We start from the raw sequence: 23,907 nt of genomic DNA, 5'->3' as shown, positions 1-23,907 counted from the left end.
CTACGTTTCGCAATCCGCGAAGGTGGCCGTACAGTAGGTGCTGGTGTTGTTGCTAAAATCTTCGACTAATTCGAAAGAATTAGCTGAAGGTTTCGGAAAATTTTTGAATAAGATTTGACGAACCGTTAGCAAAAAGGGCATCATTTGATGCCCTTTTTCTGCACTGAAAAAAATGTCTGCCGTTTTAATGATCGGTATGGCATCACGCAGGAATGTTTTGACAGATGCTTTTTACTTCGGTCAATAAAGAGTGCGTCAATCAATTTTAGGTTGTCGCTTCATGGATTTGCCCTGCAACAGCGGGGTTGTCGTCGTCTATAGTAAGACTTAAACAGGTTGGTTTTATGAAAGCGAATAATGCTGAAACTCCTGATAGCTCAAATTTTGCAGATATCTTTAAGTGGGTTGTCACTTTTGCTCTGTTAGCTGCCGCTGTTGTGGGTAATTACCTGTACGGTGTGTACAGTGATCCGGGACTATACCCAGACTCTCTATTCACTGGGGCTGGATCGGTAGTCATTCGTGTTGCAGGTGTTGTTATTCTGATTGCTGCTGCATTGGGTGTGGCTGCTACTACACGCAAAGGTAAAGCTGCAATTGAATTTGCAAAAGAGTCACGTATGGAAGTTCGCAAAGTTGTTTGGCCTACTCGCCAAGAAACTATGCAAACAACCCTTATCGTTTTGGCTGTAAGTATTGTAATGGCTCTAATCCTATATGGTATTGATAGCATTATGTACCATATCGTTAACTTTGTAACTGGAGTGTAGAGGGTTTTAATTCATGAGTGAAGCTCCAAAAAAACGCTGGTATGTGGTTCAAGCCTTCTCTGGTTTTGAAGGTCGAGTTGCCCAATCTCTTCGTGAGCACATCAAAATGCATAGCATGGAAGAGTCGTTTGGTGAAGTTCTTGTTCCTACAGAAGAAGTCGTTGAAATGCGTGCTGGTCAGCGTCGTAAATCTGAGCGTAAGTTCTTCCCTGGCTATGTTCTTGTTCAAATGGTGATGAACGATGAATCATGGCATTTAGTGCGTAGTGTGCCACGTGTCATGGGCTTCATAGGTGGGACCTCAGACCGTCCAGCTCCTATCACTGACAAAGAAGCAGACGCGATTTTAAATCGTCTTGAAAAAGCAAGTGAAGCTCCTCGCCCACGTACAATGTACGAAGCGGGTGAAGTGGTACGTGTTACTGATGGACCATTTGCTGATTTCAACGGAACCGTTGAAGAAGTCGATTACGAAAAGAGTCGCTTAAAGGTTTCTGTATCGATCTTTGGTCGAGCAACGCCTGTTGAATTGGAGTTTGGCCAAGTTGAAAAACTTGACTAACTTTGTCGGCAAGCACAGTACAAAAAGTCACCTTTAGACTTGTATAAGGCGTGAGATATGATTATAATTTCGCGCCTTTTTGTTTCATAAGAGACAAAAAGTAATTGTTTAAACGGGGAGCTGGTCAATTGATTAGCGTTAGTACCCAAAATTAGGAATAATCATGGCTAAGAAAGTTGAAGCTTATATCAAGCTGCAAGTTGCTGCTGGTATGGCAAACCCAAGTCCACCAGTTGGTCCTGCTCTAGGTCAACACGGTGTTAACATCATGGAATTCTGTAAAGCGTTCAACGCAAAAACAGAATCTATCGAGAAAGGTCTACCGACTCCAGTTGTTATCACTGTATACAACGACCGTTCTTTCACTTTTGTAACTAAGACTCCACCTGCAGCAGTTCTACTGAAGAAAGCAGCGGGCATCAAGTCTGGTTCAGGTCGTCCAAACACTGAGAAAGTGGGCACAGTAACTGACGCTCAGATCCAAGAAATCGCAGAAACTAAAGCTGCTGATATGACTGGTGCTGATATCGAAGCAATGAAGCGTTCAATCGCTGGTACTGCTCGTTCAATGGGCCTAGTGGTAGAGGGTTAAGATCATGGCAAAACTAACTAAGCGCATGCGCGTAATCCGTGAAAAAGTTGACGTAACTAAAGAGTACGAAATCAATGAAGCTGTAGCTCTACTACAAGAGTTAGCAACAGCGAAATTCGTTGAGTCTGTTGATGTTGCTGTTAACCTTGGTATTGATGCACGTAAATCTGACCAAAACGTTCGTGGTGCTACTGTACTTCCACACGGTACTGGCCGTGACATCCGTGTTGCAGTGTTCACTCAAGGTGCAAACGCTGAAGCAGCAAAAGAAGCTGGCGCAGATGTTGTAGGTATGGAAGATCTTGCAGAGCAAGTGAAAAAAGGCGAAATGAACTTTGACGTTGTTGTTGCTTCTCCAGATGCAATGCGCGTTGTAGGTCAGCTAGGTACTATCCTAGGTCCTCGTGGCCTAATGCCTAACCCTAAAGTTGGTACTGTAACTCCTAACGTTGCTGAAGCGGTTAAGAATGCTAAAGCTGGTCAGGTTCGTTACCGTAACGACAAAAATGGCATCATCCACACAACTATTGGTAAAGCTAACTTCTCTGCTGAGCAGATTAAAGAAAACCTAGAAGCACTTCTAGTTGCTCTGAAGAAAGCTAAACCATCTTCTGCAAAAGGTACATTCCTGCAGAAAGTAAGCATCTCTACAACTATGGGTGCTGGTGTTGCTGTTGATCAGGCTAGCCTGAATACTCAAGCATAATTTAATTTGCTTAGGTGCGAAATTTATGTATAATTTCGCGCCTAATATTTGTGGTTGGGGCTGAACTTTGGTTCTATTAGAATTAAAAACCAGTCTCCGTCCAAGACCGTAGGTGCCAATATTAATTTTTTAATAAAGGCTTAATTTTCCTACGTAGATGGTGCCCGAACTGACAGAAAGCTCTATGTAAATAGTTACCTTTCTTCTGGGAAGCACCTAAATAACTCTCACTGTTGCGATAATAGTGAGTGGTGTAACGACAACCAGGAGTTTATCCAAGATGGCTTTAAACCTTCAAGACAAAAAAGCAATTGTTGCTGAAGTCAACGAAGCTGCCAGTGGTGCACTTTCTGCAGTTGTAGCTGATTCTCGTGGCGTTGAAGTGGGCGCGATGACTTCTCTACGTAAACAAGCTCGTGAAGCGGGTGTTTATGTACGAGTTGTTCGTAACACACTAATGCGTCGTGCGGTTGCAGGTACTGAGTACGAGTGTCTAACAGACATTTTTACAGGTCCTACTCTAATCGCATTCTCTAATGAGCACCCAGGTGCTGCAGCGCGTCTTTTCAAAGACTTCGCTAAAGAGAACACTAACTTCGAGATCAAAGCTGCTGCATTTGAAGGCGCGCTTGCTGACGCTGAAGTACTAGCGACACTACCAACTTACGACGAAGCGGTTGCACGCCTAATGATGTGCATGAAAGAAGCTTCTGCTGGCAAGTTGGCACGTACAATCGCTGCTATCCGCGATCAAAAAGAAGAAGCTGCGGCATAAGCCTTGCTTTTTTCTGGTTGCTTAATAAACTTATTGTTGATTTAAAAGAGAATTGTTATGTCTATTACTAACGAGCAAATCCTAGACGCAGTTGCAGAAATGTCTGTAATGCAAGTTGTTGAACTAATCGAAGCAATGGAAGAGAAATTCGGTGTTTCTGCTGCTGCTGCTGTTGTAGCTGGCGGTGCTGCTGGTGGCGAAGCTGCTGCTGAGCAAACTGAATTTGACGTAATCCTTGAGTCTGCTGGCGGTAACAAAGTTGCTGTAATCAAAGCAGTACGTGGCGCAACTGGCCTAGGTCTTAAAGAAGCGAAAGCTCTAGTAGACGGCGCTCCTGCACCTCTTAAAGAAGGCGTAGAGAAAGACGAAGCTGAAGCTCTTAAAGCTCAGCTAGAAGAAGCTGGTGCAAGTGTTACTGTTAAGTAATTATTGCTTAGTTTCTTAGCCTAACGGCTAATGGCTGGTGGTTTTTAAACCACCAGCCTTTTTGCGCTGTAAGGGTTGAGTGATTTTTCCGCTGTTTGAGCACTCAATTCCTAGCAAAAAACATGTCATTTGATCTTAATGATATGCCACTACAATCAAACAGATTTCAGTCACTACCTCGTCACGACTCGAGGTGGTTTGGGTCACTTATCAGCGAGCTGAGGAACCCCATGGTTTACTCTTATACCGAGAAAAAGCGCATCCGTAAGGACTTTGGTACTCGTCCACAAGTTTTGGACATTCCATACCTGCTATCGATCCAGCTCGATTCATTCGAGAAGTTCATCGAACAGGATCCTGAAGGTCAATATGGTCTTGAAGCCGCTTTCCGTTCTGTATTTCCAATTCAGAGCTATAACGGCAACTCTGAGCTGCAATACGTTAGCTACCGTCTTGGTGAGCCAGTTTTTGACGTTAAAGAATGTCAAATTCGCGGCGTAACTTATTCAAAACCACTACGCGTGAAACTACGCCTAGTTATTTTTGATAAAGACGCGCCAGCAGGTACTGTAAAAGACATTAAAGAACAAGAAGTCTACATGGGCGAAATTCCGCTTATGACAGACAATGGTACCTTCGTAATTAATGGTACCGAGAGGGTTATCGTATCCCAGTTGCACAGAAGCCCTGGTGTATTCTTCGACAGCGATAAGGGTAAAACCCACTCTTCAGGTAAAGTTCTGTATAACGCACGCGTTATTCCTTATCGTGGTTCATGGCTCGACTTTGAGTTTGATCCTAAGGATAACCTGTACGTTCGTATCGACCGTCGTCGTAAACTTCCTGCTTCGATCATTCTGCGCGCGCTTGGTAAGACGACAGAAGAAGTGTTGGATATCTTCTTTGAGAAGATCAACTTCGAAGTGAAGGATCAGACCCTTCTGATGGAGCTAGTCCCTGATCGCCTGCGTGGTGAAACTGCTTCATTTGATATCGAAGCGAACGGTAAAACGTACGTTGAAACAGGCCGTCGTGTGACAGCACGTCATATCCGCCAGTTAGAGAAAGACAGCGTTGACCATATTGAAGTGCCTGTTGAATACATTGTTGGTAAAGTTGCTTCTAAAGACTATATCAATGAGTCTACTGGTGAAATCATCGTTGCTGCAAACCAAGAGATAAGCTTAGAAGCATTAGCTAACCTCTCTCAAGCTGGTCATAAAGCACTTGAAGTCCTCTTTACGAACGATTTGGATCACGGTCCATTCATGTCGGAGACTTTGCGTATTGACAGCACGGTTGACCGTATCTCTGCGTTGGTTGAAATCTACCGCATGATGCGACCAGGTGAGCCGCCAACGAAAGAAGCAGCAGAAGCTTTATTCGAGAGCTTGTTCTTCTCTGAAGAACGTTACGATCTATCTACTGTGGGTCGTATGAAGTTTAATAGCTCTATCGAACGTGAGGATGCTCAAGAACAGGGTACACTTGACGAGCAAGATATCATTGAAGTAATGAAGAAACTGATCGCGATCCGTAATGGTATCGGTGAAGTTGATGATATCGACCACTTGGGTAACCGTCGTATCCGTTCTGTAGGTGAGATGGCTGAAAACCAATTCCGAGTTGGTCTAGTTCGTGTAGAACGTGCAGTTAAAGAGCGTCTTAGCCTTGGTGATCTTGATGCTATCATGCCTCAAGACCTGATTAATGCTAAGCCTATTTCTGCTGCAGTAAAAGAATTCTTTGGTTCATCTCAGCTTTCACAGTTTATGGATCAAAATAACCCGTTGTCGGAAGTGACGCACAAACGTCGTATCTCTGCTTTGGGTCCAGGTGGTTTGACACGTGAGCGAGCAGGTTTCGAAGTGCGAGATGTACACGTGACCCACTACGGTCGTCTATGTCCGATCGAAACGCCTGAAGGTCCGAACATCGGTCTGATCAACTCTTTGTCAGCCTTTGCTCGTTGTAACGATTTTGGTTTCTTGGAAACACCTTATCGCCGCGTTGTTGATGGTGTTGTGACGGATGAGGTTGATTACCTATCTGCAATCCAAGAAGGTCAATACGTTATTGCTCAGGCAAATACTATATTGACAGAGCAAGGCACTTTCTCTGAAGAGCTGATAACGGCGCGTCAGAAAGGGGAATCAGGTCTCCACCCACGTGAGCACGTCGATTATATGGACGTTGCGACAAACCAAGTGGTTTCTATTGCAGCGTCTCTTATCCCATTCCTAGAGCACGATGATGCAAACCGTGCCTTGATGGGGGCGAACATGCAACGTCAGGCCGTACCAACGTTGAAGGCAGACAAGCCACTCGTAGGTACAGGTATCGAGCGTAACATTGCCGTTGACTCTGGTGTAACTGCAGTTTCAAAACGTGGTGGTGTTATCCAGTCTGTAGATGCTTCTCGAATCGTTGTTAAAGTGAACGAAGATGAGTTGATCCCTGGTGAAGCTGGTATCGATATTTATAACCTCACTAAGTACACTCGTTCTAACCAGAACACGTGTATTAACCAGCGCCCATGTGTTATGCCTGGTGAGCCGGTTGCGCGTGGTGACGTTTTGGCCGATGGACCCTCGACGGATCTTGGTGAACTTGCTCTTGGCCAGAATATGCGCATCGCATTCATGCCTTGGAATGGTTACAACTTTGAAGACTCGATCTTGGTTTCAGAGCGCGTTGTTCAAGAAGACCGCTTCACGACTATCCACATCCAAGAACTTTCTTGTGTAGCACGAGACACTAAACTCGGTGCAGAAGAGGTGACAGCGGATATTCCTAATGTGGGTGAGTCTGCGCTTTCTAAACTTGATGAGTCGGGCATTGTTTACATCGGTGCAGAAGTCAAAGGCGGCGACATTCTTGTTGGTAAAGTAACACCGAAAGGTGAAACTCAGCTGACACCGGAAGAAAAGCTTCTACGTGCGATCTTTGGTGAGAAAGCATCAGACGTTAAAGATACGTCTCTGCGCGTACCAAACTCTGTTTCGGGCACGATCATCGATGTTCAAGTATTCACTCGTGATGGTGTTGAAAAAGACAAACGTGCACTTGAAATTGAACAGATGCAGCTGAAAGAGGCTAAGAAAGACCTTACAGAAGAATTCCAGATTCTTGAAGGCGGTCTTCTTAACCGAGTCAAAGCCGTACTCATCGATGGTGGCTACAGCGAAGAGCGCGTTGATGCGATAGATCGCAAAAAGTGGCTTGAGCTGACTCTTGATGATGATGCACAGCAAACTCAGCTAGAGCAACTAGCAGAGCAGTATGACGAGCTCAAAGCAGACTTTGATAAAAAGTTTGAAACTAAGCGTCGTAAGATCACTCAAGGTGATGACCTTGCTCCTGGTGTACTTAAAATTGTTAAGGTATATCTTGCTGTTAAGCGTCGTATTCAACCTGGTGATAAGATGGCTGGTCGTCACGGTAACAAGGGTGTTATCTCTAAGATCAACCCTGTTGAAGACATGCCTTATGATGATAAAGGTCAGCCCGTCGATATCGTACTTAACCCGCTAGGTGTACCATCTCGTATGAACATCGGTCAGATCCTAGAAGTGCATTTAGGTCTGGCGGCGAAAGGTATTGGTGACAAGATCAACCAGATGGTGAAAGAACAACAAGAAATAGCGAAGTTCCGCGATTTCTTACAGCGTGTTTATGATCTTGGTGATACTCGTCAAAAAGTTGATGTATCGTCACTATCCGATGCTGAAGTTGTTACTTTGGTCAATAACCTGCGTGGCGGCTTACCAATTGCGACACCAGTATTTGATGGCGCATCCGAGAAATCGATTAAAGAGCTACTAAAACTGGGCGATCTACCTGAATCTGGTCAGTTAACCTTGTTTGATGGCCGTACGGGTGATGCGTTTGAGCGTCCTGTAACTGTTGGTTATATGTACATGCTCAAGCTTAACCACTTGGTTGATGACAAGATGCATGCTCGTTCTACTGGTTCTTACAGCCTAGTAACACAGCAACCACTTGGTGGTAAAGCTCAGTTCGGTGGTCAGCGTTTTGGTGAGATGGAAGTTTGGGCGCTTGAAGCATACGGTGCTGCTTACACACTACAAGAAATGCTAACCGTTAAATCTGATGATGTTAACGGCCGTACTAAGATGTATAAAAACATTGTAGACGGAAACCACAGTATGGAACCTGGTATGCCAGAATCTTTCAACGTATTGTTGAAAGAGATCCGCTCACTAGGTATCAATATTGAACTAGAAGACGAAGAGTAATCCCCACGGGATTATTGGTAGAAGGTGCTCACTGTTGTGGTGAGCTCCTTTTAACTCCTTACAGGAGCTGATTGTGAAAGACTTATTAAACTTTCTAAAAGCACAGCATAAGACCGAAGAATTTGATGCAATCAAAATTGGTCTTTCTTCACCAGACATGATTCGTTCATGGTCTTTTGGTGAAGTTAAAAAACCTGAAACGATCAACTACCGTACGTTCAAGCCTGAACGTGATGGTTTGTTTTGTGCGCGTATTTTTGGCCCAGTTAAAGATTATGAGTGTCTTTGTGGCAAATACAAACGCCTAAAACACCGTGGTGTTATCTGTGAGAAGTGTGGCGTTGAAGTTACACAAACAAAAGTTCGTCGTGACCGCATGGGCCACATTGAACTGGCTTCACCAGTTGCTCACATCTGGTTCCTAAAATCGCTTCCGTCTCGTATCGGCCTATTGATGGATATTCCGCTACGTGATATTGAACGAGTACTTTACTTCGAAATGTACGTGGTTACTGAACCAGGTATGACAGATCTTGAGAAGTCTCAGATGCTGACAGAAGAAGAGTACTTGGATCGTTTGGAAGAATGGGGTGATGAATTCACGGCCAAAATGGGTGCAGAAGCGATCAAAGATCTGCTTGCATCTATGGATCTTCCTGCAGAAATTGAAGAAATGCGTGAAGAGCTTCAGTCAACTAACTCAGAGACTAAACGCAAGAAGATCACTAAACGTCTTAAATTGGTCGAAGCATTTGTCCAATCTGGTAACAATCCAGAGTGGATGATACTGACAGTATTGCCAGTTCTTCCACCAGACTTACGCCCACTTGTTCCATTGGATGGCGGACGTTTTGCTACTTCTGATCTGAACGATCTTTACCGTCGTGTTATCAACCGTAACAACCGATTGAAGCGTCTTCTTGAACTTGCTGCACCTGATATTATCGTGCGTAATGAAAAGCGTATGCTCCAAGAATCAGTTGATGCGCTTCTTGATAACGGTCGTCGTGGTCGTGCCATCACAGGTTCAAATAAGCGTCCTTTGAAATCTCTTGCTGATATGATCAAGGGTAAACAAGGTCGTTTCCGTCAGAACTTGCTTGGTAAGCGTGTTGACTACTCTGGTCGTTCGGTTATCACGGTAGGTCCTTACCTACGTTTACACCAGTGTGGTCTTCCTAAGAAGATGGCACTTGAGCTATTTAAGCCATTTATTTACAGCAAGCTAGAAACTCGTGGTTTAGCGACGACGATCAAAGCTGCAAAGAAAATGGTAGAGCGTGAAGAAGCTATTGTTTGGGATATTCTTGACGAAGTTATCCGTGAACACCCTGTATTACTAAACCGTGCACCAACACTTCACCGTCTTGGTATTCAGGCGTTTGAACCTGTACTTATCGAAGGTAAAGCTATTCAGCTTCACCCTCTTGTATGTGCAGCGTATAACGCGGACTTCGATGGCGACCAAATGGCGGTTCACGTTCCTCTAACACTAGAGGCGCAGCTAGAAGCACGTACTCTGATGATGTCGACAAATAATATATTGTCGCCTGCATCGGGTGACCCAATCATCGTACCTTCTCAGGACGTAGTATTGGGCCTTTATTACATGACTCGTGATAAAATTAATGTCAAGGGCGAGGGTATGTACCTTGCTAGCCCTGCAGAAGCTGAAAAAGCTTATCGTACTAAAACTGCTGAGCTTCATGCTCGCGTTAAGGTTCGTATCACAGAGACTGTAAAAGACGAAGATGGCCACATCACAACAGAAACGAAAATGGTTGATACAACTATCGGTCGTGCAATGTTGTGGCAAATCGTTCCTAAAGGGCTTCCTTACAGCATCGTAAACCAAAAATTGGGTAAGAAGCAGATTTCTCATTTGCTTAACGAAGCGTATCGTAAGCTTGGTTTGAAAGACACAGTTATCTTCGCTGACCAAATCATGTATACAGGTTTTGCTTACGCAGCACTTTCTGGTGTATCTGTAGGTATCGACGATATGGTCGTTCCAGATGCGAAATACACTGAGATCGAAGAAGCAGAAGCGGAAGTTCGCGAAATCCAAGAACAGTACCAATCTGGTCTTGTTACCGCGGGTGAACGTTATAACAAAGTGATCGATATTTGGGCATCAACCAATGATCGTGTCGCTAAGTTAATGATGGAAAACCTTTCTTCAGAAACGGTTGTTAATCGTGACGGCGACGAAGAACAGCAAGAATCGTTCAACAGCATCTACATGATGGCTGACTCTGGTGCTCGTGGTTCAGCTGCCCAGATCCGTCAGTTAGCTGGTATGCGTGGTTTGATGGCTCGTCCTGATGGCTCCATCATCGAAACGCCAATTACGGCTAACTTTAAAGAAGGTTTGAACGTTCTTCAGTACTTCATCTCAACTCACGGTGCACGTAAAGGTCTTGCCGATACAGCACTTAAAACAGCAAACTCAGGTTACCTAACCCGTCGTCTAGTAGACGTTGCGCAAGATGTTGTTGTTCATGAGCATGACTGTGGTACTCATGAAGGTATCGATATGATGCCTCATATCGAAGGTGGTGATGTTAAGGTTGCGCTGTCTGAGCTTGCTCTAGGTCGTGTCGTTGCTGAAGATGTACTTAAGCCTGGAACCGATGATGTTCTTATCCCGCGTAATACGCTGATCGACGAAAAGTGGTGTCAGATTATGGAGGAAAACTCCGTAGACAGCATGAGAGTACGTTCAGTAGTTACATGTGACGCTGACTTTGGTTGTTGTGCACAATGTTACGGTCGTGACCTAGCTCGTGGACACCTAGTTAACCAAGGTGAGGCTGTTGGGGTAATTGCAGCTCAATCGATCGGTGAGCCCGGTACTCAGCTTACGATGCGTACGTTCCACATCGGTGGTGCTGCATCGACAGCTGCTGCAGAGAACAGCATCCAAGCTAAAACTACTGGTACAGTGAAGCTACATAACGCTAAATTTGTTACTAACAAAGATAGCAAGTTAGTTATCACATCTCGTGCATCTGAACTAACCATCATTGACGAGTTTGGCCGTACTAAAGAGAAACACAAACTTCCTTATGGCTCGTTGCTAAACAAAGGCGACAATGCGGCAATCGAAGCTGGTGAAACAGTGGCTAACTGGGAAGCGCATACCATGCCTATCATCACTGAGGTGGCAGGTCGTATCCAATTTGTTGATATGATCGATGGTGTGACGGTCTCTCGTCAAACAGATGACCTAACGGGTCTATCCTCCAGTGAAGTCACAGAAGCTGCGGCACGTCCCGCTGCTGGCAAAGATATGCGTCCAGCGATCAAATTGGTTGATGCGAAAGGCAAAGACGTTATGATCCCTGGTACTGATATGCCAGCACAGTATTTCTTGCCAGGTAAAGCTATTGTTAACATCGAAGATGGTGCGGAAGTTGGTGTTGGTGATACTCTAGCGCGTATTCCACAGAAATCTGGCGGTAACAAAGATATCACTGGTGGTCTTCCTCGCGTTGCTGACCTATTTGAAGCTCGTAAACCTAAAGAGCCTGCGATTGTTGCAGAGCACACTGGTACGGTAAGCTTTGGTAAAGAAACGAAAGGTAAACGTCGTTTAGTGATCACTCGTGACGGTGGAGACACCTATGAAGAGATGATTCCTAAACATCGTCAGCTTAACGTTTTTGAAGGTGAGAAAGTCGAACGTGGTGATGTGATCGCTGATGGACCAGAATCTCCACATGATATCTTGCGTCTTCGTGGTATTCACGCTGTAACTCAATACATCGCTAATGAAGTACAAGAAGTTTACCGTCTGCAAGGCGTTAAGATTAACGATAAGCACATTGAAACTATCGTTCGCCAAATGCTTCGTAAGTGTACGATCACTTACGCAGGTGACTCTGAGTTCCTCGCTGGTGAGCAAGTTGAGTACGCTAACGTTAAGATCGCTAACCGTGCTCTTGAAGCTGAAGGTAAAGAGCCGGCTCGTTTTGAGCGTGAATTACTTGGTATTACCAAAGCTTCTTTGGCTACTGAGTCATTCATCTCGGCAGCTTCGTTCCAAGAAACAACACGTGTTCTAACAGAAGCGGCGGTTTCTGGTAAGCGTGATGAGTTACGTGGTCTGAAAGAGAACGTTATTGTGGGTCGATTGATACCAGCTGGTACTGGTTTCGCCTACCACCAAGACCGTCAAGCAAAACGTGTTGAAGAGCAAGAAGGACCGTCAGCAGAACAAGCTACGGATAACCTAGCTGCTTTACTCAATGCAGGCTTCTCAACAGAAGAGTAACGATAAAGCTCGTTAAGTAAAAAGGCACCTTCGGGTGCCTTTTTTAGTGTGTGTATGAAATTTTTTAATTGGGCTATGCCCCAGGGGGGATGGCTAAACTTTCGGCAATTAATTGTATTAGGTGGTCTTCAACTTCAAAGCGAACCTCAATGATCTCACCTGTTTTTGAGAGATCTTCATCGAATGTTTCCAGCGCCTCTTGTTCATTGATGGAAGCATAAGTATCGGTAAAATTGAGCAGTGGTTCTGTAGTAAGTACAATCTTTCCATAGGTCTGGTTAATTTCTTCTGTGGCTTCAAATCCAGTTGAGCGCCACTTATCCATCACCATATCGTATATCCTGAAATGACCTTCAGAAATGTAATCAACTAGGTGTTGGCAAAATATTTGAAGCTCGTTTGAGGTGGGAAGTGAAGCCATGGTAGCTTTCGCTGAACAGGGCTGTAAAGATGCCAATTTGCAGTATTCAACGATCAGTAATTGTCGAGTTTCAAGCCAGTGGTCAATAACTTCACTTGAACCACCCCATTGTTGCTGCGTTTGTTTGAATTTATTAAGCATGACCATATCCTCATGATCGAACCACTTCGCCGGTGGCTATTACGCTTTGACTCCCAAAGCCGGTACAAAATAGAACCTTTTGTCGCTACTAAAATCTACAGTTCTAACTATTATCAACCACAAACTCTAGTATGAAACTAGATTGCCAGTAAAATAAACAGACTGCAAGCAAAGAGGTGAACAAATGTTAAATAAATGTAAAGTTGATGGTGCAGGGGCCTCATATTGGTGTGTTGTGTCTGGTTCTACAGTCTGGCTGAACAGTGGGAAGGTTCCGTTTGGTACTGCGAAAGAACTCAATTTGAGTGACGATGCTGTGTGTATCGGGCAGTATCAACAATTTCCTGTAATGTGGGTTGACGCAGATAGCATAGCTCATGAGTATGAACTGACATCTTTTAGGGAATGCTTATCTTTGCCTGAAGAGTTATTTTTTATGCTGAGCAAAGCGGTTCAACTGAGTCATATGCTACATGGCTTTCGATTTTGTCCGCAATGTGGTGGACGTAATCACTTTAACCACAATCAATTGGCCATGCAATGTGGTGATTGCCGCACTCTTCACTACCCAAGGATCTCTTCTTGCATTATCGTCGCGGTTAAAAATAAAGAGCAAATACTCTTGGCTCAACATCCACGCCATCGTAACGGTATGTATACCGTCATTGCTGGTTTTGTTGAAGTTGGGGAGACGTTGGAGCAATGTGTAGCGCGAGAAGTAAAAGAAGAAACCGGAATTAACATTAAAAACGTTAGATACTTTTCAAGTCAACCATGGGCATTTCCGTCTAACCTGATGATTGGATTTGTCGCAGAATATCAGTCTGGAGAACTGAAACCAGATTATACCGAGTTAAGTGATGCCGCTTGGTTTTCTCGAGAAACGTTACCCCAAGTTCCCCCTAAGGGAACAATTGCACGAGCTTTAATTGAAGACGTACTTGGCCACATTGAACAGGGAGAGTGAGGAGTAGGATTCTCTGTGCCATTTCGCTAACAAACAATGATAGAATGTGAGCAAGAAAAATAACAATTGAGTATACGCTATGAGTGAAATAAAAAATGACCGCTACCTGCGGGCCCTCATGAGACAGCCTGTTGATCATACTCCTGTATGGATGATGCGCCAGGCAGGGCGTTATTTACCGGAATACAAAGCAACTCGTGCACAAGCTGGAGACTTTATGTCTCTATGTAAAAACGCACAATTAGCTTCTGAAGTCACTCTTCAACCTTTAAGGCGTTTTCCTCTTGATGCCGCCATTTTGTTTTCAGATATTTTGACGATTCCCGATGCCATGGGCTTAGAGTTGCGCTTTGCTGCTGGTGAGGGGCCAGTTTTTGATAAACCGATTAAGAACAAAGCAGACATTGAGCGCATTGGGATACCTGATCCTGAAGTTGAATTGCAATATGTGATGAACGCAGTCCGTCAAATTCGTAAAGATTTGCAGGGCGAAGTCCCTTTGATTGGTTTCTCCGGAAGTCCATGGACCTTAGCAACGTATATGATTGAAGGTGGCAGCTCAAAGGCATTTACTAAGATAAAGAAGATGATGTATGCCGAACCTCAATTGCTCCATCTTCTACTTGATAAATTGGCAAACAGCGTGATTGAGTACCTGAATGCGCAGATAAAGGCAGGAGCCCAATCTGTGATGATATTTGATACATGGGGTGGTGTACTCACTCCTCGAGACTACAATCTCTTCTCTTTGCAATACATGCACAAAATTGTCGATGGCCTGATTCGTGAAAATGATGGTCGACGTGTTCCCGTGACTCTTTTTACAAAAAATGGTGGTATGTGGCTTGAGCAAATAGCGGCGACAGGTTGTGATGCCGTTGGTTTGGATTGGACAGTTAATATTGCAGATGCAAAGGCTCGAATCGGGGACAAGGTTGCATTACAAGGTAATATGGATCCATCGATGCTTTATGCGTCTCCTGAACGTATTAGAGAAGAAGTTTCTTCTATCCTTGAGGGGTTCGGTAAAGGGACTGGTCACGTCTTTAATCTTGGTCACGGTATTCACTTGGATGTACCGCCTGAAAATGCGGGTGTATTTGTTAATGCCGTACATGAACTTTCTAAAATCTACCATAATTGATAGCTAATGAGCGCCTGATTTAGACCTGGCGCTTTTTTATTATTTACACTGGTACTTATGAGCTAAATTGAGCAATTTTGAGACGATCGATAACTCATTTAAATTTAAAATTGCTCAATAGTGATTAGCAAGGTATATGTCTAGCAATAAGAATGAAAAGTATGCGGAGAATTGATGAAAACTCGTGACAAAATAGTGTTCGCCGCACTAGAGCAATTTAATGAATTTGGTGAGCGCAATGTGACTACCAATCACATTGCCGCATTTTTAGAAATTAGCCCCGGAAACTTGTATTATCATTTTCGAAACAAACAGGAAATCGTTCGAGAAATATTTGCTCTGTATTCCGATGAGTTACTTGAACGTTTTACTCCGATTCAGACTCAAAAAGAGAGTCTTGCCCTACTCAAACATTATTTGGATTCTATCTTCACATTGATGTGGAAGTACCGATTTTTTTATGCAAACTTACCTGAAATTTTGCAGCGAGATGAGGTGTTACATAATGAATACATTGGTGTGCAAGAGAAGCTTCAAACAAACTTGGTCGATATTATGAGAGCCTTCGTTTCTCTTGGGCTGGTGGCTGTTGATGAAGAAGAGATGAAGCCTTTAGTAAGAACGTTACACCTAATTGCGTCGAGTTGGCTTGGATATCAAGCAGCGATGTCGCCCAAGACGAAAATTACCGAACAAGTTATCCACCAAGGTATGTTACAAATGGTTTCTGTGCTCAAGCCTAAAGCAACACCGCAAGGTTTTGAACAACTTCAATTATTCGAAGATGGCGTTAAAGCAATTCATACTTAGTAATAACGAATAGAAATTGTTCATTAACTGAATACCGATTAGAGTAAAGAAAAGTACTTTAATCGGTTTTTTTATGCACTTCGATGTTTTTAATGGCGATGCAGATGGCATCTTATCACTGGTTCAATTGCGAAAAGCGGCTCCTAAGCAGTCAACCTTAGTGACAGGCGTAAAAAGAAATATTAATTTATTGGCGGGGATTCACATCGAGAAAGGTGATGAGATCACTGTACTGGACATTTCGATGAAAAAAAATCAAGTCGATCTCCGTCGCCTGCTTAGTGACGATGCTAAGGTATTTTACGCCGATCATCATCAAACTGGTGATATGCCTCAGCACAAGAATCTTGAAGTTCATATTGATACTAACGCTGATATATGTACAGCTTTAATTATTGACCGGTTTCTTGGTAGCAAGTACCACGATTGGGCTATTGCAGGAGCGTATGGTGATAATTTGCATGCCGTGGCGGATAGACTTACCCAGCAAGCTCGTTTGTCTCTTAAACAGAGAGAGCAGTTGAAGCAACTCGGTACTTTGGTGAACTACAATAGTTATGGTGAGCAGTTAGAGGATCTTATTATCGATCCCAAAGCTCTCTACTTGGAGCTAGTCCAATTTAATGACCCCTTTTCAGCTATATCTGAAGATGGGGCAGCTTTGTCCACTTTACAAAAGGCGTATCAGCAAGATTTTGAATGGGCAATGCAGCAAGTAGCGCACTATAAAACAAGGATACTTCGGGTGTTTAAATTACCCAATCTGCCCGTATCTCGTCGTATCAGTGGTGCATTAGGCAATCATCTCGCTAATCAATCCCCCGACTGTGCTCATCTTGTTTTGACTGAGAATTCAAATGGCCAGTATACGGTGTCTCTTCGAGCACCACTTAGGCATAAGTTTGGTGCTGGTAGTTTATGTCAGCAGTTCGCTTCTGGGGGAGGCAGAGAAGCAGCTGCTGGAATTAATCATTTTGATATTAGAGAATTACCCAATTTTATTGAACAAGTAGAGAGCTATTATCACCAGAATTTCTAACGAGTAAGCCAATATCTAGGGTTTTGGGTTTTACTGTTTCTACGTATCTCAAAGTAGAGTGACGTTTTATTCTGTCCACCGGTATCTCCGGCTAGGGCGATGTTTTCGCCAGCAGAGACTTTGTCGCCTTCCTTTTTTAGTAAACTTTTATTAAATCCGTAAAGGGTCATATCCCCTTTGCCATGATCGAGTAGAATGACCAAGCCATATCCTCTTAGATAGTCAGAAAAAACCACTGTACCAGAGTATACGGCTTTAACTGCATCACCATAGTTAGCGGAGATGACCATTCCCTTCCAGTTAATTTGACCTGTTTGGCGTGAGCCATAGTTGTGCAGAACTTTGCCCTTGAGTGGCCAGGGGAGACGGCCTTTTTGTTTGGCTAAGCCATCCATTGGAATTCGGTTTCTTTTGGCCGCTTTGGCGATTTCTGCTTTGAGACGCGTTTCGTTTCGCTGTAGTTCAGAAAGGTAGACTTGATCGTTAGAAATATTTTTTTTGATTTTAGCCAATGTCCCTTTGCGACTTGACTGTGCTTTGGCTAATTTATCTCGCTGTTTTGTTTGTTGTCCCAAAAGTTCAGAGATTTGTTGTTTTTCCAATTCGATTTGTTGACGGTTTCGCGAGAGTTCTTCAATCGTCTTTTCAAGTTCAGCGATCGTTTTTGCTCTCTCACTGGCTAAATGTTGGAAGTATTGACTAATCCTATTTTCACTTTCATCGTGATTAAATATATGTGAAGAGCCTTTGGCTTGTTTAGTGACGTAATACGTTTGAATGAGACTGGCTAGTGTGTCACTTTGTTGATGTTTTCTTTTTTCAAGATCCTTGATATTCGCTTCAAGTTTTTTAATTGACAGGTTTGTATTTGACAATGATCTTTCAGTCTCAGTAATATCTTTTTCGATACGATTGATTGATATTTCCTGAGATTTTAATTTCTTTTGTAATGTATTTAATTGATTCTTTTGGCTAGAAAGGGTGTTTTTTTGCCGAGAAATTTCACTACTAACACCTTTTAGCTCAGCATCACTAGCGGCATGGTTGGTGAAAGGTAGAAAAGCAACTGACAAAAGAAGAAGCTTTCCCCATACATGGCTTTTTCTTGTAGTGTAAGAAGTCATGCGATCTCTCGTAACTGCTCTGGACAAAAAGGCAGTATAACCAAACCGACTCACAATTAGAATCTGGAATATAAAAAGTTGACTATGAACAAACCAAAGCAACTCCCGATGAGTTACTTTGGTTCTTTGCGCTTGATTAATTGAGTAATACAGAGCCCGTCATTTCTGGCGGAATGTCGAGTTCAGCGAGTGAAAGCATAGTCGGGGCGAGATCGGAAAGTTTGCCCCCAGCTTTGAAGTTAACCGCTTTTTCTCCAATGTATATAAGTGGCACAGGAAGGTTGGTGTGTGCAGTATGAGCACCGCCTGTTTCAGGATCTACCATCATTTCAGCGTTACCGTGGTCAGCCGTAATGAGTGCTTGTCCTCCCACTTTTTCTATTGCCTCGACAACCCTGCCCACACAGTGGTCGACAGCTTCAATGGCTTTCTTAGCTGCTTCATAAACACCAGTATGACCAACCATATCTGGGTTAGGGTAGTTACAGATGATAGCATCATAGTGACCAGACTCTATCGCTTTGACCATTTTATCTGTCAACTGAGTGGAGCTCATCTCCGGTTGTAAATCATAAGTTGCGACTTTCGGCGAAGCGACAAGCTGTCTTTCCTCCCCCGAGAATTCACTTTCAACACCGCCGTTGAAAAAGAAGGTCACGTGAGCGTACTTTTCTGTTTCCGAAATGCGTAACTGAGTGTGGCCTTTTTTAGAAAGCCACTCACCATAAGTGTTTTCAAGAGATGCTGGAGGAAAGGCGACCGCGAGAGGAATGTCTGCTGCATACTGCGTAAGCATGACAAAGTGAGTATTTGGAGTGGTATTTCGTTCAAAACCGGCGAAATCCGATACAAAAGCGCGAGTAATTTGGCGAGCGCGATCAGCACGGTAGTTCATGAATATTAGGGCATCGCCATCTTGAATGCTGCTATCTTCTTGGTCTGGCGTTCTTACACTTGTTGCTTGGACAAATTCATCATTTTCGCCCCTTTCATAGGCCGCATTTAATGCCGATGTTGCGCTTGAGTAAGAAAATGTTGCTTTATTTTCAGTTATCAGCTCATAGGCAAATTTGACTCTATCCCAATTATTATCACGATCCATCGCATAGTATCGACCGATCAAAGAGGCAATGCGTCCTTTACCTAATGTCTTAAATAGATTGTCAAAGCGCTCCAAGGACTGCTCAGCACTACGCGGTGGTGTATCACGTCCGTCGAGGAAGCAGTGAAGATAGATCTTTTGTGCGCCGCGTGATGATGCCATTTCTATAGCGGCATAAATATGATCTTCATGTGAATGAACGCCGCCTGGAGACATAAGCCCCATAATATGAACAGCTTTGCCGGCTTCTACTGCTTTGTCTATCGCGTCGGTAAGGGTAGGATTATTTTCAAACTCACCATCTTTAATCGACTTTGTTATTCGAGTTAAATCCTGATAGACGATACGTCCTGCACCAATATTGGTGTGACCTACTTCTGAGTTTCCCATTTGCCCGTCGGGGAGACCGACATCCATGCCAGATGCAGATATCAGAGTGTTAGGCTTGGTCGCGAATAAATGATCAAGTACGGGTGTATTGGCGTTTGCGATGGCGTTGCTCGCAGTTTCTTCACGGTGGCCGTAGCCATCAAGAATTACCAAAGCAATTGGCTTCTTGGCTGTCATAATTATGACCTCTCAACAATTTAGGTAATTTGAAAACGAAATAACTGTAACTTTACTACATTAATACCATGAAAAAGTAGTTTTGTAGTGCAGATTGTACGTAAAATTTGGTTGCAATATTTCACTGGATTATTTTTCCTGCTGCACTTCTCCCGTTGATCCTAGTTGTCTACCAGTAATTTTCTGCCTTTTTTAACAGATAAATAGGAAATAACGGGCGTTAAATAGGTCATTATTGTACCAGAAATCCTGTACCGATGACGGCTAATAAAGCACCTATCCATGCAAAACGACCGGGACGCTGGCCTGTATAAAACCATAAAAGAGGTAACAGCATTATTGGTGTTGTTGAGGATAATAGGGCGACCATGCCGACGTTACCGCCTTGAAGGGCAAAGAGAATAAGGGTCATGCCAAGCGTCATCGCAAGAAAACCATTGAGAAAGGTAACCATAAAGATATTAAGATTGATTTTCTGTGTTGCCCGAGCAATTTTTGCGCCCGAGAGAAACAAGATACTATGGGCGATGAATGCAGTTATCACGCGAACGGCTGAACCTGTGATAGGGTCAACAGATGTTTGCATGATTGGTTTAGCGAGTAAACTACCCACTGCTTGGCAAAGCGCAGCGATAACTCCGAGACTAATGCCAACCGCTATGTTTCCCTTAAGTTTCTCCAGATTATCGTCTGAATATTTAGGGCGACCAAAGAAGATCGCGGTGATCACCCCTAAGAAAACTAGACTGGATGCGCCGATTTCAACCAGGCTTAAGGTTTCTTGAAACAAAAAGTAACCCATGAAAGTTGAAAAAACCGCATGGCATGAAAATAATAATCCTGCTTGTCTTGGCCCCATTCTGTTTAAACAAGCAAATAAAGCCGTGTCTCCAACAAAGATACCAATAAGCCCAGAAACTGCGAGTATCAGTATTGCACTCGTATCGAGAGTAGTCCATTGTCCTGAGATAAAGACAACCGCAGATAAGGTCAGTGAAGTCAGTCCCATTCGCCAGCGACTGTAGGCAAAAGTGCCAAGATGAAGAGCGGGCTTAACAGAAAGCAAGCTGGCAAGTGCCCATAAAAATGCAGCACTTAGCGCAAGCCATTCGTAGGTCATGATGATACCAATTAATTGTCTAAACAGTTACTAGTCTACACAAAATTGGTATCCAAAACGATATTGCCTCTTAAAGTAGGGGCTATTAAGTTGGTGAATACTTACATCTTGTTGATGTGTGCGTAGCAACTTCCCATTTGTGTCGCAGCACCATTTTGTACAGAGTCATCGAATCGTATTGCATTCTTGGCAAATAAATTGATGACGGTAGAGCCCAATTTGAAACGCCCCATCTCTTCACCTTTCTTGAGTTTTACCGATTGATTCCCTTCCGATGGATAGTCCCATTTGTAGACACTATTTCCTCGAGGTGGAGTGACGGTACCTGCCCAAATTTGTTCAATACTCCCGACAATTGTTGCGCCAACTAAAACTTGTGCCATTGGGCCAAACTCCGTATCGAAAATACATACAACACGCTCATTTCGAGCAAATAAATTGGGAACATTCTCTGCAGTTAAAGGATTGACTGAGAAGAGATCACCGGGCACGTAGATCATTTGACGGAGCGTCCCATCGCAAGGCATATGCACGCGGTGGTAATCACGGGGGGATAAATAAAGTGTTGCAAAATCACCATCATCGAATTCTTGGGCTAAGTCGACGTCTCCCCCTAAAAGCTCGAGTGCGCTAAATTCGTGTCCTTTGGCCTGAATAAGACGTCCATTGGTTATTGGACCAAATTGGCTGACACATGCATCAGCAGGGTGAGTGATTACTTTGCTTTCAGAGCTTATCGGGCGTGCTCCAGGTTTTAATTCACGGACAAAAAAGTCATTGAATGTCTTAAAATGCTTGGGGTCGGTATGAAGTGCTTCATCCATATTGACTTTATATTGTTTGATAAACCAGCGAATTACCGCTGTTGTTAGACTGCCTGCTTGAGCTGATGCAAGCTTCCCTACTAAACGTGTAAGAGCATGTTTCGGGATCCAGTATTGGAGTCCAACTTTGATTTTATCCATTGTGTTTTATTCCAATGTTATTTGTGAGATCAATAAATCTTGAGCCGAAAATTTTACTTAAATTTCCAAAGAAAGCCAGCCAATAGAAATTAACACGATTATAAATCGGCTTTTTTGTTCTTTGAATATTGTCGGTTGGCTTTATTTTCCAACATGCTTTCGATGATTTTATGGTAACTATCAAATCGCGTTTGACTGATATGCCCCGCAGAAACAGCCTGTTGAAGCGCACAACCAGGATCATCATTGTGTTTGCAGTCGCGGAATTTGCACGTGCCCAAAAAGGGCTCAAATTCAATGAAAGCTTTGGTGATCTCATCGGTTTCAAGGTGCCACAGACCAAACTCCCGGACACCCGGAGAATCAATGAGATCGCCTCCAGTTGGAATATGGTAGAGACGCGAGGCTGTTGTTGTGTGTTGTCCCAGCCCAGAGTTAGTCGAAATTTCACCTTCTTCTACATCAAACTGAGGCATAAGAGCATTAACTAAGCTGGATTTTCCGACACCAGATTGCCCAACGAATATATTAATTCTATTGACCAATTCCGACTCCAATTGTTCAATGCCTTGATGCGTTTTTTTACTCACATAAAGTACGCGATAGCCTATACGTTGGTATTCTGTCAGCCAAGTCTTATACTCGGCTAGGCGAGACTCATCAAGAAGGTCAATTTTATTAAGCACCAAAAGAGGTTCAATGTTCAGCGTTTCAGCGGCAATCAGGTAGCGGTCAATGATGTTAAGTGATAGCTCTGGTAGAACCGATGATACGATGACCATTTGTTCAACATTGGCAGCAACGGGCTTTAGTCCGTCATAATAGTCTGGTCGAGTTAGCACTGATACACGAGGCTCAACGGCTTCAACCACGCCATTAATGCCTTCCATCGATTCAAGACCAGGTCGCCATATTACTCGGTCTCCAGACACGAGAGTTTCAATACCACGGCGAAGATTACAACGATGAATCTCACCACTTTCGGTATCTTCGATGTCGGCATGCTGTCCAAAACGTGTGATCACTAATCCTGACTTACTTGTGCCAAGCATTGATTCATCCCATTGAAACGGATCTTCTTTTTTTAGTTTACGTTTTTGATTGTCACGAACGCGTCTCACCTGACCTTTGGTTAACTTTTTCTTTTTCGCCACGATATATTACTTCAGTTAATAAATTTGAGTGTAGATAGTCAGCTGATATTGGCTGCTCGTCGCTACCCTGAGTATCCGAATTTAGTTATAGTACCTTTTTTCTCTAAAAACCTATAGGCAACACTTTATGTCTTTTGATTCACAAAATCTGATATGGATTGATTTAGAAATGACCGGGTTGGATCCTGAGGAACATAAAATCATCGAAATCGCGACGATAGTAACTGACCGTGAGCTGAATATCCTAGCAGAAGGACCTGTTTTAGCGATTCATCAGCCTGAAGTCGAGTTGGCAAAAATGGATGATTGGTGCACCAACACGCACACTGCGAGTGGATTGGTCGAGCGAGTTCAATCTAGTGCTATTTCAGAACACAGCGCAGTGTCTCAAACCATTGATTTTCTTGAAAAGTGGGTGCCTAAAGGCGCGTCACCCATTTGTGGGAATAGTGTTGGTCAAGACCGTCGTTTTTTGTACAAGCATATGCCAAAATTAGAAGAGTATTTTCATTATCGCTATTTGGATGTGAGTACTTTGAAAGAGCTGACTCGTCGTTGGAAGCCTGAGGTTTTAGATGGATTTTCAAAAGCAGGAACTCATTTAGCTTTAGACGATATTAGAGAGTCTATCGCTGAGCTTCGTTACTACCGCAAACACGTAATGGCAATCTAAATATTTGTCATCACGTGGTGTTTTGGTATTCGAACGTGGTATTGATGGGAGACCTTGAAAAGTTGACTTTAAATAACGTTTAAATTTCAAGCTTTTTTTACATTCCTTGTGCGCTTTTTATCCAAACTAAAAAAAACCATTTTTTTTTGCCCTAAGGACTTGCATCACAAAAAAATGCTCTTATAATTCGCAGCCCTAAACGACAGAAACATCGTCTGTGCGACACTAGCTCAGTTGGTAGAGCGCAACCTTGCCAAGGTTGAGGTCACGAGTTCGAACCTCGTGTGTCGCTCCAAGTTTAGAAGTTGTCATCG

At 43.5% G+C, this 23,907-nt stretch carries 20 protein-coding genes and 1 tRNA gene; 15 read left to right on the top strand and 6 right to left on the bottom strand.

Annotation, left to right across the window (positions count from 1 at the left end; genetic code table 11):
- The 9 genes from RH40_RS20315 to rpoC form a co-directional block, all read left to right on the top strand.
- Positions 1 to 69 (top strand): EF-Tu C-terminal domain-related protein (locus tag RH40_RS20315; protein WP_009599998.1); only part of this gene is annotated, 69 nt, incomplete at its 5' end.
- A 275-nt stretch (positions 70 to 344) separates the two neighbouring features.
- Positions 345 to 770 (top strand): preprotein translocase subunit SecE, encoded by a 426-nt coding sequence (gene secE, locus RH40_RS08065; RefSeq protein WP_009600941.1) that lies wholly within the window; start codon positions 345 to 347, stop codon positions 768 to 770.
- 13 nt (positions 771 to 783) lie between these two features.
- Entirely contained in the window at positions 784 to 1,332 is a 549-nt protein-coding gene (gene nusG / locus RH40_RS08060) for a transcription termination/antitermination protein NusG (RefSeq protein ID WP_009600940.1), read from the top strand.
- A 163-nt stretch (positions 1,333 to 1,495) separates the two neighbouring features.
- The gene (gene rplK / locus RH40_RS08055; protein WP_006878399.1) at positions 1,496 to 1,924 is read left to right on the top strand and encodes a 50S ribosomal protein L11; all 429 of its coding nucleotides are present in this window, start codon (positions 1,496 to 1,498) and stop codon (positions 1,922 to 1,924) included.
- Between the two features lie 4 nt (positions 1,925 to 1,928).
- Positions 1,929 to 2,630 carry a 50S ribosomal protein L1 gene (gene rplA / locus RH40_RS08050; protein ID WP_009600939.1) on the top strand — a complete coding sequence of 234 codons (702 nt, stop codon included), beginning with the start codon at positions 1,929 to 1,931 and terminating at the stop codon, positions 2,628 to 2,630.
- A gap of 280 nt (positions 2,631 to 2,910) precedes the next feature.
- Positions 2,911 to 3,405 (top strand): 50S ribosomal protein L10, encoded by a 495-nt coding sequence (gene rplJ, locus RH40_RS08045; RefSeq protein WP_009600938.1) that lies wholly within the window; start codon positions 2,911 to 2,913, stop codon positions 3,403 to 3,405.
- A gap of 57 nt (positions 3,406 to 3,462) precedes the next feature.
- Positions 3,463 to 3,831 carry a 50S ribosomal protein L7/L12 gene (gene rplL / locus RH40_RS08040; protein WP_004747612.1) on the top strand — a complete coding sequence of 123 codons (369 nt, stop codon included), beginning with the start codon at positions 3,463 to 3,465 and terminating at the stop codon, positions 3,829 to 3,831.
- A gap of 230 nt (positions 3,832 to 4,061) precedes the next feature.
- Positions 4,062 to 8,090, top strand: coding sequence for a DNA-directed RNA polymerase subunit beta (rpoB, locus tag RH40_RS08035; protein WP_009600937.1), 4,029 nt, complete (start codon positions 4,062 to 4,064; stop codon positions 8,088 to 8,090).
- Between the two features lie 73 nt (positions 8,091 to 8,163).
- Positions 8,164 to 12,366 carry a DNA-directed RNA polymerase subunit beta' gene (rpoC, locus tag RH40_RS08030; RefSeq protein WP_009600936.1) on the top strand — a complete coding sequence of 1,401 codons (4,203 nt, stop codon included), beginning with the start codon at positions 8,164 to 8,166 and terminating at the stop codon, positions 12,364 to 12,366.
- A 73-nt stretch (positions 12,367 to 12,439) separates the two neighbouring features.
- Here rpoC and RH40_RS08025 read toward each other — a convergent pair whose 3' ends face one another.
- Positions 12,440 to 12,934 (bottom strand): Rsd/AlgQ family anti-sigma factor, encoded by a 495-nt coding sequence (locus RH40_RS08025; protein WP_009600935.1) that lies wholly within the window; start codon positions 12,932 to 12,934, stop codon positions 12,440 to 12,442.
- A 178-nt stretch (positions 12,935 to 13,112) separates the two neighbouring features.
- On the opposite strand from RH40_RS08025, the gene nudC reads away from it, so the two are divergent.
- From nudC to RH40_RS08005, 4 genes are all read left to right on the top strand, one after another.
- Positions 13,113 to 13,895, top strand: coding sequence for an NAD(+) diphosphatase (gene nudC, locus RH40_RS08020; protein ID WP_009600934.1), 783 nt, complete (start codon positions 13,113 to 13,115; stop codon positions 13,893 to 13,895).
- 79 nt (positions 13,896 to 13,974) lie between these two features.
- A complete protein-coding gene (gene hemE / locus RH40_RS08015; RefSeq protein ID WP_009600933.1) occupies positions 13,975 to 15,039 on the top strand; it encodes a uroporphyrinogen decarboxylase in 1,065 nt (354 codons plus the stop codon).
- A gap of 174 nt (positions 15,040 to 15,213) precedes the next feature.
- A complete protein-coding gene (locus RH40_RS08010; RefSeq protein WP_009600932.1) occupies positions 15,214 to 15,849 on the top strand; it encodes a TetR/AcrR family transcriptional regulator in 636 nt (211 codons plus the stop codon).
- Positions 15,850 to 15,922: 73 nt separating this feature from the next.
- The gene (locus RH40_RS08005; RefSeq protein WP_009600931.1) at positions 15,923 to 16,888 is read left to right on the top strand and encodes a hypothetical protein; all 966 of its coding nucleotides are present in this window, start codon (positions 15,923 to 15,925) and stop codon (positions 16,886 to 16,888) included.
- Here RH40_RS08005 and RH40_RS08000 read toward each other — a convergent pair.
- The 5 genes from RH40_RS08000 to rsgA form a co-directional block, all read right to left on the bottom strand.
- Entirely contained in the window at positions 16,885 to 18,012 is a 1,128-nt protein-coding gene (locus tag RH40_RS08000) for a murein hydrolase activator EnvC family protein (RefSeq protein WP_009600930.1), read from the bottom strand. The two genes, RH40_RS08005 and RH40_RS08000, sit on opposite strands and share 4 nt — an antisense overlap.
- A 136-nt stretch (positions 18,013 to 18,148) precedes the next feature.
- On the bottom strand, positions 18,149 to 19,681 hold the full coding sequence (gpmM, locus tag RH40_RS07995; protein ID WP_009600929.1) for a 2,3-bisphosphoglycerate-independent phosphoglycerate mutase: 1,533 nt from the start codon (positions 19,679 to 19,681) through the stop codon (positions 18,149 to 18,151).
- Between the two features lie 232 nt (positions 19,682 to 19,913).
- Entirely contained in the window at positions 19,914 to 20,801 is an 888-nt protein-coding gene (locus RH40_RS07990; RefSeq protein ID WP_009600928.1) for a DMT family transporter, read from the bottom strand.
- 101 nt (positions 20,802 to 20,902) lie between these two features.
- A complete protein-coding gene (asd, locus tag RH40_RS07985) occupies positions 20,903 to 21,766 on the bottom strand; it encodes an archaetidylserine decarboxylase (protein WP_009600927.1) in 864 nt (287 codons plus the stop codon).
- A gap of 98 nt (positions 21,767 to 21,864) precedes the next feature.
- On the bottom strand, positions 21,865 to 22,920 hold the full coding sequence (gene rsgA, locus RH40_RS07980; RefSeq protein WP_009600926.1) for a small ribosomal subunit biogenesis GTPase RsgA: 1,056 nt from the start codon (positions 22,918 to 22,920) through the stop codon (positions 21,865 to 21,867).
- A 127-nt stretch (positions 22,921 to 23,047) separates the two neighbouring features.
- On the opposite strand from rsgA, the gene orn reads away from it, so the two are divergent.
- Positions 23,048 to 23,593, top strand: coding sequence for an oligoribonuclease (orn, locus tag RH40_RS07975; protein WP_009600925.1), 546 nt, complete (start codon positions 23,048 to 23,050; stop codon positions 23,591 to 23,593).
- A 219-nt stretch (positions 23,594 to 23,812) separates the two neighbouring features.
- Positions 23,813 to 23,888, top strand: a tRNA-Gly gene (locus RH40_RS07970).
- The last annotated feature ends 19 nt before the right edge of the window (positions 23,889 to 23,907 follow it).

It is taken from the genome of Vibrio caribbeanicus ATCC BAA-2122, assembly GCF_000165125.1.
Lineage (GTDB): Bacteria > Pseudomonadota > Gammaproteobacteria > Enterobacterales > Vibrionaceae > Vibrio > Vibrio caribbeanicus.
Note: the sequence above shows the minus strand (reverse complement) of the source record. Positions and strands in the feature narration are given on the sequence as shown.